The sequence below is a fragment of the Streptomyces hypolithicus genome, from assembly GCF_052934925.1.
The window spans coordinates 1,320,799-1,333,718 of sequence record NZ_CM128811.1 but is presented as its reverse complement, the minus strand read 5'-3'; the positions used below and the strand labels follow the sequence as shown (position 1 = coordinate 1,333,718).

General features: G+C 71.0%; 9 protein-coding genes. 7 read left to right on the top strand and 2 right to left on the bottom strand.

The features are described from left to right. Positions 1-130: 130 nt before the first annotated feature. Entirely contained in the window at positions 131-1,549 is a 1,419-nt protein-coding gene (locus ACU6WZ_RS06050) for a sugar porter family MFS transporter (RefSeq protein WP_447032089.1), read from the top strand. A 100-nt stretch (positions 1,550-1,649) separates the two neighbouring features. Then, positions 1,650-2,873, top strand: a complete 1,224-nt coding sequence (ftsY, locus tag ACU6WZ_RS06045) for a signal recognition particle-docking protein FtsY (protein WP_447032088.1) — start codon at positions 1,650-1,652, stop codon at positions 2,871-2,873. A 132-nt stretch (positions 2,874-3,005) separates the two neighbouring features. Here ftsY and ACU6WZ_RS06040 read toward each other — a convergent pair whose 3' ends face one another. After that, positions 3,006-3,683 carry a bifunctional DNA primase/polymerase gene (locus ACU6WZ_RS06040; RefSeq protein WP_447032087.1) on the bottom strand — a complete coding sequence of 226 codons (678 nt, stop codon included), beginning with the start codon at positions 3,681-3,683 and terminating at the stop codon, positions 3,006-3,008. 429 nt (positions 3,684-4,112) lie between these two features. On the opposite strand from ACU6WZ_RS06040, the gene nsdA reads away from it, so the two are divergent. The 5 genes from nsdA (at position 4,113) to ffh (ending at position 11,786) form a co-directional block, all read left to right on the top strand. Next, positions 4,113-5,588, top strand: a complete 1,476-nt coding sequence (gene nsdA, locus ACU6WZ_RS06035) for a transcriptional repressor NsdA (RefSeq protein WP_447032086.1) — start codon at positions 4,113-4,115, stop codon at positions 5,586-5,588. Positions 5,589-5,884: 296 nt separating this feature from the next. Next, on the top strand, positions 5,885-7,264 hold the full coding sequence (locus ACU6WZ_RS06030; RefSeq protein WP_447032085.1) for an ammonium transporter: 1,380 nt from the start codon (positions 5,885-5,887) through the stop codon (positions 7,262-7,264). Continuing rightward, the gene (locus ACU6WZ_RS06025; protein ID WP_030117734.1) at positions 7,261-7,599 is read left to right on the top strand and encodes a P-II family nitrogen regulator; all 339 of its coding nucleotides are present in this window, start codon (positions 7,261-7,263) and stop codon (positions 7,597-7,599) included. The genes ACU6WZ_RS06030 and ACU6WZ_RS06025 overlap by 4 nt, the downstream gene beginning before the upstream one ends. A 30-nt stretch (positions 7,600-7,629) precedes the next feature. Next, a complete protein-coding gene (locus ACU6WZ_RS06020) occupies positions 7,630-10,116 on the top strand; it encodes a [protein-PII] uridylyltransferase (RefSeq protein WP_447032084.1) in 2,487 nt (828 codons plus the stop codon). Positions 10,117-10,235: 119 nt separating this feature from the next. Beyond that, positions 10,236-11,786 (top strand): signal recognition particle protein, encoded by a 1,551-nt coding sequence (gene ffh / locus ACU6WZ_RS06015; protein WP_447032083.1) that lies wholly within the window; start codon positions 10,236-10,238, stop codon positions 11,784-11,786. 98 nt (positions 11,787-11,884) lie between these two features. Here the strand turns inward: ffh and ACU6WZ_RS06010 are convergent, their stop codons facing one another. Further along, the gene (locus ACU6WZ_RS06010; protein ID WP_447032081.1) at positions 11,885-12,757 is read right to left on the bottom strand and encodes a methyltransferase domain-containing protein; all 873 of its coding nucleotides are present in this window, start codon (positions 12,755-12,757) and stop codon (positions 11,885-11,887) included. Between the last annotated feature and the right edge of the window lie 163 nt (positions 12,758-12,920).

The following is a 12,920-nucleotide window of genomic DNA, read 5'->3' as shown; positions in this document are numbered from 1 at the left end:
ACTTCGACACTTGAAGGCATAGTCTCGGCAACGTCGTTTTTACATTCAAGTGGTGGGCGGCTGGTGTTGTGCCCCACTTGAAGTGCTTGCCCCCCACGCCAGGCACCGCGGCCAGGCACCAGGAGTTCATGTGACCAGCACTGCGCAACCGCCGGCGTCCGGAGCCCGCGTGGCCCACCCGGATCACCTCGGCCACGTCATCTTCATCACGGCGGCAGCCGCGATGGGTGGCTTTCTTTTCGGCTACGACAGCTCGGTGATCAACGGCGCGGTCGAGGGCATCCGCGGCAAGTACGACGTGGGCTCCGCGGCCCTCGCCCAGGTCATCGCCATCGCCCTGATCGGCTGCGCCGTCGGCGCCGCCACCGCCGGCCGCATCGCCGACCGGATCGGCCGTATCCGCGTCATGCGGATCGCCGCCGCGCTCTTCACCATCAGCGCCGTCGGCTCCGCACTTCCCTTCGCCCTGTGGGACCTGGCGTTCTGGCGCGTGCTGGGCGGTATCGCCATCGGTATGGCCTCGGTCATCGGCCCCGCCTACATCGCCGAGGTCGCCCCGCCCGTGTACCGCGGCCGCCTCGGCTCGTTCCAGCAGGCCGCCATCGTGATCGGCATCGCGGTCTCCCAGCTCGTCAACTGGGCCATCCTGAACCTGGCCGAAGGCGACCAGCGCGGCAAGCTGCTCGGCATCGAGGCCTGGCAGGTCATGCTCGGCGTGATGGTGATCCCGGCCGTGCTCTACGGCATGCTCTCCTTCGTGATCCCCGAGTCGCCGCGGTTCTTGATCTCGGTGGGCAAGACCGCCAAGGCCAAGGAGATCCTGGCCGACGTCGAGGGCAAGGGCATCGACCTCGACGCGCGCGTCGCCGAGATCGAGCACGCCATGCACAGCGAGCACAAGTCCACCGCCAAGGACCTGCTCGGCAGCCGCTTCGGCTTCCTGCCCATCGTCTGGGTCGGCATCGGACTCTCGGTCTTCCAGCAGCTCGTCGGCATCAACGTCGCCTTCTACTATTCGGCGACGCTGTGGCAGTCGGTCGGTATCGACCCGAGCGCATCGTTCTTCTACTCCTTCACCACATCGATCATCAACATCATCGGCACCGTGATCGCCATGCTCTTCGTCGACCGGATCGGCCGCCGGCCGCTCGCGCTCATCGGCTCCGCCGGTATGGCCATCGCCCTCGCCTTCGAGTCCTGGGCGTTCTCCGCGGACCTCGTCGGCGGCAAGCTGCCGGAGACCCAGGGCATCGTGGCCCTCATCGCGGCCCACGGATTCGTGCTCTTCTTCGCCCTGTCGTGGGGTGTGGTGGTCTGGGTCTTCCTCGGCGAGATGTTCCCCAACCGGATCCGCGCCGCCGCGCTCGGCGTGGCCGCGTCCGCGCAGTGGATCGCCAACTGGGCGATCACCGCGAGCTTCCCGAGCCTCTCCGAGCGGAACCTCGGCGGGACGTACGCGATGTACACGTTCTTCGCCCTGCTCTCGATCCCCTTCGTGCTCAAGTTCGTGAAGGAGACCAAGGGCAAGGCGCTGGAGGAGATGGGCTGAACCCCGCTGCCCCGCTCCCCGCACACGTCACTGCCCCGGCTCAGCTGTTGAGCCGGGGCAGTACGTCTTTCTCGAGGCCGTGGCCGATACTGGATGCGTTATGGACATCCTCATCCTTGCCGTAGTCATCGCCCTGGTCGCGGTCGGCGCGATCAGCGGGCTCGTCGTCAGCAGCCGCAAGAAGAAGCAGCTGCCGCCGCAGGCACCGCCGAGCACGCCGACCATCACTGCTCCGCCCGTCGAACCGCAGGTCGGCGACGATGCGGCGCCACCTCGCGACGAAGCGCGCCGGACCATCGAGGAGGTGGATCTCCCCGACCGGTCGACCGCGGTCGAAGAGCCCGTCGCCATCGAGGACCCGGTCGTCGCCGAGCCCCTCGCGCCCCGGATCGAGATCCCCGAACCGACCGCGGGCCGCCTCGTGCGGCTACGCGCCAGGCTCGCCCGCTCGCAGAACACGCTCGGCAAGGGTCTGCTGACCCTGCTCTCCCGGGAACACCTCGACGACGACACCTGGGAGGAGATCGAGGACACGCTGCTCACCGCCGACGTCGGTGTCGCCCCGACCCAGGAACTCGTCGAGCGGCTGCGCGAGCGCGTACGGGTGCTCGGCACGCGTACGCCGGACGATCTGCGCGTACTGCTCCGCGAGGAGCTGCTGAACCTGCTCGGTACGGACATGGACCGCGAGGTCAAGACCGAGAGCGGCCTGGACACCCCAGGCGTCATCATGGTCGTCGGCGTCAACGGCACCGGCAAGACCACCACCACCGGCAAGCTCGCCCGCGTCCTGGTGGCCGACGGCCGCAGCGTGGTGCTGGGCGCCGCCGACACCTTCCGTGCCGCAGCCGCCGACCAGCTCCAGACCTGGGGCGAGCGTGTCGGCGCGCGCACCGTACGCGGGCCCGAGGGCGGCGACCCGGCGTCCGTCGCCTTCGACGCGGTGAAGGAAGGGATCGCCGAGGGCGCCGATGTCGTACTCATCGACACGGCGGGCCGGCTGCACACCAAGACCGGGCTCATGGACGAGCTCGGCAAGGTCAAGCGCGTCGTGGAGAAGCACGGCCCGCTGGACGAGATCCTGCTGGTCCTGGATGCGACGACCGGGCAGAACGGCCTGGTGCAGGCGCGGGTGTTCGCGGAGGTCGTGGACATCACCGGCATCGTGCTGACGAAGCTGGACGGCACCGCCAAGGGCGGCATCGTGATCGCGGTCCAGCGTGAGCTGGGTGTGCCGGTGAAGCTCATCGGGCTCGGCGAGGGCGCGGACGACCTCGCGCCGTTCGAGCCGGAGGCGTTCGTCGACGCGCTCATCGGGGACTGACCGGGGCGTCGCCCCTGGGCGCTTCCCGCACGCCGGGCCGACCGGATCCTGCCAGTCGGCCCGGCGTTTCCGCGTCAGCGTCCGTCGGCTCAGTCGGCGTCCGTCAGCGTCCTCAGCGTCCGATTTCTGTCGTTACGCCGGTGAACGGTGGGCGACGTACGCCAGCGTCCCCAGCAGCAGCCGCGCCTGTGGCGGGGACTGCGCCGTGTCCAGCGACGGCGGGCGCAGCCAGCGCACCGGGCCGAGGCCGCCGAGGTCGGACGGTGGCGCCGTGATGTGGGCGCCGGGGCCCCGCCCCTTCAGGTCGAGGTCCGCGTCGTCCCAGCCCATGCGGTAGAGCAGCCGGGGAAGCTCGGTGGCCGCTCCCGGCGCGACGAAGAAGTGCGCCCGGCCGTCGGGGGTGGCGGCCACCGGGCCGAGCGGCAGGCCCATCCGCTCCAGCCGTACGAGCGCCCGGCGCCCGGCGGCCTCGGCGACGTCGAGGATGTCGAAGCAGCGTCCGACGGGCAGCAGCACCGCGGCACCGGGGAATTCCGACCACGTACGGCTGACCTCGGCGAGGGTCGCTCCCGCGGGTACCTCGGGTGCGAAGCCCAGGGGGTGCGCGCCCGGCGCCCGGCACGACGTGTCGCCGCAGGAGCAGGCGAGCCGCCCCGGCTGCCCGGACAGGCCGGCCGCCGCGGACGCTCTGGCGCCGGGAACCGCCGCCCAGCCCCACAGCCCTGTGTACTCGGCCACCGTCGTGCAGTCCGAGGTGCGGCCGCGTCGTCGTGAGCCGGACCGTGTCTCCCGGCCGATCGTGAAGCCCATGCCCCCTCCAACGGGTCCAGTGCGCCGATGGTTACGATCCGGAGGTTCCCCGTAACGCTCCGCTGCCGTAGGCGGGGGGGCCCGGCGGCGCACAGTGTTGCGAAAGGTGGTGCGGAGCGGTCCGCGCGCCCTGGCGCACACCGCTCCGCCGACTCCCGATCGGCGTATGTCAAGTGAATCGCGCCCGGCCGCGCGGGAGTTCATTCGAAGGGGTGGCGAATGGTGGCGTTTATGGAATCGCCATGGCAGGACGGGTGATCGTAGGATTACTTTCGGTACACGAACCCCGGAATCACCACGCATGTGGGTATGCCGGAGGCAAGTCGCTTCCCTGTTCGAGGAGGCGCATCCTCCGGACAACGGACCGTAACTCACGGCATTCTGTTACGGGTTCGCGCAAAGAGGCTTCAGCCGGATGGGGGCGTTCCAGTGAGCGGCAGTGGCGCAGGCGGTACGGACACGGGGAAGCGCCCCAACGAGCAGCTGGGCTCGTGGTTCGTGCGCAGCGGCTGGTCGAAGGGCGAGCTGGCACGCCAGGTCAACCGCAGGGCCCGTCAGATGGGCGCGCACCACATCAGCACGGACACCTCACGGGTGCGCCGCTGGCTCGACGGCGAACAGCCGCGCGAGCCGATCCCGCGGATCCTCTCCGAGCTGTTCTCGGAGCGCTTCGGCAGTGTCGTCGCGGTGGAGGACCTCGGGCTGCGCTCCGCGCACCAGTCACCCTCCGTCTCCGGGGTCGACCTGCCCTGGGCGGGCCCGCAGACGGTGGCGCTGCTCAGCGAGTTCTCGCGCAGCGACCTGATGCTCGCCCGGCGCGGCTTCCTCGGGACCTCGCTGGCGCTCGCCGCCGGGCCCGCCCTGATCGAGCCCATGCAGCGCTGGCTCGTCCCCGCACCGCCCGGCGAGGCCCGCGCCCAGGAGTCGGCCTCGGCCGCGCGGCGACCGTCCCGGCTGTCCGGGCCGGAGCTGGACCTGCTGGAGGCCACGACGGTGATGTTCCGCCAGTGGGACGCCCAGTGCGGCGGCGGCCTGCGGCGCAAGGCGGTCGTGGGCCAGCTCCACGAAGTGACGGACCTCCTCCAGGAGCCGCAGCCCGAGGCCACGTCCAAACGCCTCTTCAAGTGCGCCGCCGAACTGGCCGAGCTGGCCGGCTGGATGAGTTACGACGTGGGTCTGCAGCCCACCGCGCAGAAGTACTTCGTCCTGGCCCTGCACGCCGCCAAGGAGGCGGGCGACAAGCCGTTCGGGAGTTACGTCCTGTCCAGCATGAGCCGCCAGATGATCCACCTGGGCCGCCCGGACGACGCTCTTGAGCTCGTGCACCTCGCGCAGTACGGCAGCCGCGACTGCGCCACCCCCCGCACCCAGGCCATGCTGTATGCGATGGAGGCCCGCGCGTACGCCAACATCGGCCAGCCGAGCAAGTGCAAGAGGGCCGTCCGCATGGCCGAGGACACCTTCTCCGACGCGGGCATCGACGCTGAGCCCGAGCCCGACTGGATCCGCTTCTTCTCCGAGGCCGAGCTCAACGGCGAGAACGCGCACTCCTACCGCGACCTGGCCTACGTCGCCGGCCGCAGCCCCACCTACGCCTCGCTGTCCGAGCCCGTCATGGACCGTGCGGTGGAGCTTTTCGGCAAGGACGAGGAGCACCAGCGGTCGTACGCACTCAACCTCATCGGCATGGCCACCGTGCACCTGCTGAAGAGGGAGCCCGAGCAGTCCGTGGTCATGGCCGAAAAGGCCCTGGTCGTCGCCCAGAGCGTGCGCTCCGAGCGGGTCAACAACCGGCTCCGCAAGACGGTGGACACCGCCGCCAGGGACTTCGGCGAGGTGGCTCAGGTCCTCGATCTCACCGACCAGCTCGCCGCCCGGCTCCCGGAAGCCGCCGAAGCGGTCTGACGGATCCGCGCCGGGTCCGCCGTCCGGGTCCCCGGCCGTTCCGGGCAGCCGGCGCGGCCGGTTTTCGCCCTGCGGTGGGCCCCCGGCGCGGAGAGTACCGGCGTCCTCGGCGCCGGGCGGTGGTTCATCCGTACGTAACACGCACGACCTCTTCGTCACTGGCGCGAAACATCGAGCGGCATTCACCGAAACCGCGCTGCGCGAACCTCATGGCTCAACCGGCTCATCCCTTTGCTGCCGATCAGGCCAACAGGCTCCGCCTCCGCACGGGCCGCACCGACGACGAGGAGACGCCGATGCCTCCAGGCATCACGACGCTTGCCGCAGACACGATCGAACTGTCTGCCGCCAACACCGGTTTCATGCTCATCTGTTCCGCCCTGGTGATGCTCATGACGCCGGGCCTGGCCTTCTTCTACGGGGGCATGGTCCGCGTCAAGTCCACCCTCAACATGCTGATGATGAGCTTCATCAGCCTCGGGATCGTCACGATCCTGTGGGTGCTCTACGGCTTCAGCCTCACCTTCGGCACCGACTCCGGCTCCCTCATCGGTTGGTCCTCCGACTACGTCGGGCTCAGCGGCATCGGCATCACCGAACTCTGGGGCGCCACGACCATCCCGGTCTACGTCTTCGCCGTCTTCCAGCTGATGTTCGCGATCATCACGCCCGCCCTGATCAGCGGCGCCCTCGCCGACCGCGTCAAGTTCACCGCCTGGACGCTGTTCGTCGTCCTGTGGGTCACGGTCGTCTACTTCCCCGTCGCACACTGGGTCTGGGCCGAGGGCGGCTGGCTCTTCGACATGGGCGTCATCGACTTCGCCGGCGGCACCGCCGTCCACATCAACGCCGGCGCCGCCGCGCTGGGCGTCATCCTCGTCATCGGCAAGCGCGTCGGCTTCAAGAAGGACCCGATGCGCCCCCACAGCCTGCCGCTGGTGATGCTCGGCGCCGGTCTCCTGTGGTTCGGCTGGTTCGGCTTCAACGCCGGCTCCTGGCTGGGCAACGACGACGGCGTGGGCGCCGTGATGTTCGTCAACACCCAAGTCGCCACCGCCGCCGCCATGCTCGCCTGGCTGGCGTACGAGAAGATCCGGCACGGCGCTTTCACCACCCTGGGCGCCGCATCCGGCGCCGTCGCGGGCCTCGTCGCGATCACCCCGTCCGGCGGCGCCGTCAGCCCGCTCGGCGCCATCGCGGTGGGCGTGATCGCCGGTGTGCTGTGCGCCATGGCCGTCGGCCTGAAGTACAAGCTGGGTTACGACGACTCCCTCGACGTCGTCGGCGTCCACCTCGTCGGCGGCGTCGTCGGCTCTCTCCTCGTCGGCTTCTTCGCCACCGGCGGCGTCCAGTCCGACGTCAAGGGCCTCTTCTACGGCGGCGGGCTCGACCAGCTCGGCAAGCAGGCCGTGGGCGTCTTCACGGTACTGGCCTACTCTCTGGTCGCCTCCGCACTCCTCGCGCTCATCATCGACAAGACGATGGGCATGCGGGTCCCCGAGGACGACGAGGTTTCCGGAATCGACCAGGTCGAGCACGCCGAGACCGCATACGACTTCAGCGGCGCGGGCGGCGGTTCGGCCTCGCGTACGACGGCATCCGGCCAGGCCGCATCCGGGTCCGGCCGGACCGGGAAGGCCGGTGCGGCGACGCAGAACAAGAAGGTGGACGCATGAAGCTCATCACCGCGGTCGTCAAGCCGCACCGGCTCGACGAGATCAAGGAGGCCCTCCAGGCCTTCGGAGTCCACGGACTCACGGTCACCGAGGCCAGCGGGTACGGCCGCCAGCGCGGGCACACCGAGGTCTACCGGGGCGCCGAGTACACCGTCGACCTCGTACCGAAGATCCGGATCGAGGTCCTGGTCGAGGACGAGGACGCCGAACAGCTCATCGAGGTGGTGGTCAAGGCCGCCCGTACGGGCAAGATCGGAGACGGCAAGGTCTGGAGCGTTCCGGTCGACACGGCAGTCAGGGTACGAACCGGCGAACGCGGGCCTGACGCCCTCTGACCGCAACGCACGGCGAACGGGAGCTGCTGGGTGACGAGCGTGGATGTACCTACCGAACCGACCGACGCGGGACCCAGCGGCTACGCGGCGGCCCGCCTGCGACTCCTCCAGGAGAAGTCCCAGGCCGGGCCGCCCCGCCGTACCGGGCTCTCCCGGCTGACCGACGACTGGCTGAGCGCCCTGTTCACCACGGCGGCCCGCGCGAGCGGGGTGAGCGGCGCGGCCCTCGTCGCCGTCGGCGGCTACGGCCGCGGCGAACTCTCCCCGCGCAGCGACCTCGACCTGCTGCTCCTGCACGACGGGAGCTCCGGCCAGGCCGACCGGGGCGCGATCGCCGCACTCGCCGACCGCATCTGGTACCCCGTCTGGGACCTGGGCGTCGCCCTCGACCACTCGGTACGCACCCCCGCCGAGGCCCGCAAAACCGCAGGCGAAGACCTCAAGGTCCACCTCGGACTGCTCGACGCCCGGCACATCGCCGGAGACCTCGGCGTCACCGCGGGACTGCGCACCGCGGTCCTCGCCGACTGGCGCAACCTCGCCCCCAAACGGCTGCCCGAGCTCCACGAGCTGTGCCAGGAACGGGCCGCGCGCCAGGGCGAACTCCAGTACCTCCTCGAACCGGACCTCAAGGAGGCACGCGGCGGCCTGCGTGACGCCACCGCGCTGCGCGCCGTCGCCGCGTCCTGGCTCGCCGACGCACCCCGCGAAGGGCTCGACGCGGCGCGCCGCCGCCTGCTCGACGTACGCGACGCACTGCACCTGACCACCGGGCGCGCCACCGACCGCCTCGCCCTGCAGGAACAGGACCAGGTCGCCGACGAACTCGGCCTGCTGGACTCCGACACCCTTCTGCGCGAGGTGTACGAAGCCGCCCGCACCATCTCCTACGCCGGCGACGTCACCTGGCGCGAGGTCAACCGGGTCCTGCGCGCTCGCTCCGTCCGCCCCCGGCTGCGCGCCATGCTCGGGGCCAAGGGCGCCCCCGAGCGCACCCCGCTCGCCGAGGGCGTCGTCGAGCAGGACGGCGAAGTGGTGCTGGCCCGCACCGCACGCCCCGAACGCGACCCGGTCCTGCCGCTGCGGGCCGCCGCGGCCGCCGCCCAGTCGGGGCTGCCGATCAACCTGCACGCCGTACGCCGCCTGGCCGCCGTCGCCGCGCCGCTGCCCGTGCCCTGGCCGGCCGAGGCCCGCTCGGAACTCGTCACGCTGCTCGGCGCCGGCGAGGCGACCGTCGCGGTGTGGGAGGCCCTGGAGGCCGAAGGCCTCATCACCCGGCTGCTCCCCGACTGGGAGCGGGTGCGGTGCCGCCCGCAGCGCAACCCCGTCCACACCTGGACCGTCGACCGGCACCTGGTCGAGACGGCGGTGCGGGCCGCCGCGCTGACCCGTCGCGTCGGCCGCCCCGACCTGCTGCTCACCGCCGCCCTGCTGCACGACTTGGGGAAGGGCTGGCCCGGCGACCACTCGGTGGCGGGGGAGGTCATCGCCCGCGACGTCGCGACCCGGATCGGCTTCGACCGGGCCGACGTCGGCGTGATCGCCACCCTCGTACGCCACCACCTGCTCCTCGTCGAGACCGCCACCCGCCGCGACCTGGACGACCCCGCCACCGTCCGTTCCGTGGCCGACGCCGTGGGCTCCACCGGCACCCTGGAGCTGCTGCACGCCCTCACCGAGGCCGACGCACTCGCCACAGGACCAGCCGCCTGGAGCAGTTGGCGGGCCTCGCTCGTCACCGACCTGGCCGGGCGCGTCGCCGCGGTACTCGCCGGTCAGGCGCCCGCCGCGCCCGAACCCACCGCCCCCAGCGCCGAGCAGGAACGCCTGGTCGTGGAGGCGCTGCGCACCGGCGGGCCCGTCCTGTCGCTGCGCGCACAGCTCGAGGGCGGAGCGCAGGACGCCGCGCAGGCCGAGCCCGAGCCGCTGGGCGTCGAACTGCTGATCGCCGTACCGGACCAGCCGGGAGTGCTGCCGGCCGTGGCGGGCGTACTGGCGATGCACCGGCTGACCGTACGCACCGCCGAACTGCGCGCCGCCGAGCTGCCGGGCCAGGTGTCGGACGGCGCCGACGCGGCGGCCCCGATCCTGCTGCTCGACTGGCGGGTCGCGGCGGAGTACGGCTCGCTGCCCCAGGCGACCAGGCTGCGGGCGGACCTCGTACGCGCCCTGGACGGCTCCCTGGACATCCCCTCGCGCCTCGCGGAACGGGAGCGCGCGTACGCGAAGAACCCGCGGCGCCGGGGAGCCCAGGCGCCGCCGCCCCGCGTCACCGTCGCCCCGGCCGGCTCCCGGCTCGCGACGGTGATCGAGGTCCGCGCCCAGGACGCCCCCGGCCTGCTGCACCGCATCGGCCGCGCCCTGGAGTCGGCCGACGTCCGGGTCCGCAGCGCGCACGTCTCGACGCTGGGCGCGAACGCGGTCGACGCGTTCTATGTCACGGGGAGCTCCGGCTCCCCACTGCACGATGTGCGTGCCGCCGAGGTCGCGAGGGAACTGCAGCGGGCGTTGTCCTGACGGTGACCGTGCCCCCCTCGCTCACCGGTTCCGGCGGGCGAGGGCACACACTTTGCGCGGCCGGATACCCTGGGGGACGACTGACCCAGCGCCCCCGACCCCGAGGATCTGCGACCACCGTGTTCGATACCCTTTCCGACCGCTTGGCGAGCACTTTCAAGAACCTCCGGGGCAAGGGCCGCCTGTCCGAGGCGGACATCGACTCCGTCGCCCGCGAGATCCGCATCGCACTGCTTGAGGCGGATGTCGCCCTTTCCGTGGTGCGCACCTTCATCGCAAACGTCAAGGAGCGGTCACGCGGCGCCGAGGTCTCCAAGGCGCTCAATCCGTCGCAGCAGGTCATCAAGATCGTCAATGACGAACTGATCGCGATTCTCGGCGGCGAGACGCGCCGGCTGCGGTTCGCCAAGAACCCGCCCACCGTGATCATGCTCGCCGGTCTCCAGGGTGCGGGTAAGACGACCCTCGCCGGAAAGCTGGGTCTGTGGCTCAAGGGCCAGGGGCACTCGCCGATCCTGGTCGCCTGTGACCTCCAGCGCCCCAACGCCGTCAACCAGCTGAGTGTCGTCGCCGAGCGCGCCGGTGTCGCGGTGTACGCCCCGGAGCCGGGCAATGGTGTCGGCGACCCGGTCGAGGTCGCCAAGAACTCCATCGAGTACGCCAAGAACAAGCTGCACGACATCGTCATCGTCGACACCGCGGGCCGCCTCGGCATCGACCAGGAACTGATGCGGCAGGCCGCGGACATCCGCGACGCCGTCAGCCCCGACGAGGTCCTGTTCGTCGTCGACGCGATGATCGGCCAGGACGCGGTCAACACCGCCGAGGCCTTCCGTGACGGCGTCGGCTTCGACGGCGTGGTGCTGTCCAAGCTGGACGGTGACGCCCGCGGTGGTGCCGCGCTGTCGATCGCCCAGGTGACCGGCCGTCAGATCATTTTCGCTTCCAACGGCGAGAAGCTGGACGACTTCGACGCGTTCCACCCGGACCGCATGGCCTCCCGCATCCTCGGTATGGGCGACATGCTGTCGCTGATCGAGAAGGCCGAGCAGACCTTCAGCCAGCAAGAGGCCGAAGCGATGGCGGCCAAGCTGGCGAAGGGCCCCAAGGAGTTCACGCTCGACGACTTCCTGACCCAGATGGAGCAGGTCCGCAAGATGGGCTCCATCTCCAAGCTGCTCGGCATGATGCCCGGCATGGGGCAGATCAAGGACCAGATCAACAACATCGACGAGCGCGACGTGGACCGTACCGCCGCGATCATCAAGTCGATGACCCCCGCCGAGCGGCACGATCCGACGATCATCAACGGCTCGCGCCGGGCCCGTGTCGCCAAGGGTTCGGGCGTCGAGGTCAGTGCCGTGAAGAACCTGGTGGAGCGGTTCTTCGAGGCACGCAAGATGATGTCGAAGATGGCCCAGGGCGGCGGAATGCCGGGCATGCCTGGCATCCCGGGTATGGGTGGTGGCCCCGGCCGGCAGAAGAAGCAGATGAAGCAGGCCAAGGGCAAGCGCAAGAGCGGCAACCCGATGAAGCGCAAGGCGGAGGAGCAGGCCGAGGCCCAGCGCCGCGAGCAGGCCGCGCAGTCGGGCGGCGCCCTGGGGCTGCCGGCCGGCCAGAGCGCGCAGGACTTCGAACTGCCCGACGAGTTCAAGAAGTTCATGGGCTGATTCGGGCTCTTCTTACGGTGCCGTGGGCTTACGGTGCCTTGGGCTTACGCTGCCGTGGGCGCCCACCCCTGGGTTCAGGGGTGGGCGCCCATTCGGTTTCAGGGCTTGCGTGCGATCAGGTAACGGAAGACGTTGGGCATCCAGATCGTGCCGTCCCGCCGCAGATGCGGGTGGAGCGCCTCGGTGAGCTCCTTCTCCACCTGCAACGGATCCGTGGCCCGTACGGCCGCGTCGAACAGCCCGGTCGACAGGAGCCCGCGTACGGCGCTGTCCATGTCGGCGTACCCGAAGGGGCACGCGACCCGGCCCGACCCGTCCGGCTTCAGCCCGGCCCGCGACGCCACGTCCTCCAGGTCGTCACGCAGCGCGGGCCGCCAGCCCCGGCCCGAGGCCGCGCGCAGGGTCTTGGTCAGCCGCGAAGCGACGCGCAGCACCCCGGAGGTGGCGCAGCGCTCGGGCGGACCCCAGCCGGCCAGGACGACCGGGCTGCCCCGCTCGGCGAGCGGCACGGCGCCCTCCAGCGCGGCGACCAGTGACTCCGAGTCCCCGGCCGCGCAGCCCAGCGGCTCGAAAGCGCTGACCAGGTTGTACGGGGGCGAGTCGGGGTCACGGGCGTCCGCCGGGCCGCCTTCGAGGAGGCGGGCGGGCAGGTCGGGCGAGGTCGCCGGACCGCCATGCCCCGCCGTGCCCGGCAGCAGACGCTGACGGGCCAGGGCAACGCGTGCGGGGTCCGCGTCGACGCCGGTCACCCGGGCGCCTCGGGACGCCGCGATGAGCAGTGCGAGGCCCGAGCCGCAGCCGAGACCGAGCAGCCGGGTGGCGTGGCCCACCTCGAGCCGCTCGTACGCCGCTTCGTAGAGCGGAACCAGCATCCGTTCCTGGATCTCGGCCCAGTCACGGGCGCGGGCACCCGCGTCCGCGACCGGAGCCGAGGCCGCCTTCGGGTGGTGCTGGACGAGCGTGGGTGTCATCGAATGCGCCCCAATCCGCCGAGAGGTCATTTCTGGTCCTGAATGGACGTCCCCCGTGTGCGTTCGCTCGTGCTCCCCCCGTATGCCAGGGAACTCCGCATACGGCATCAAGTCCAGGGGTCGTAAGGCAATGCTTGTGTGCCCCTGCCGTGCGCCCCCGCGC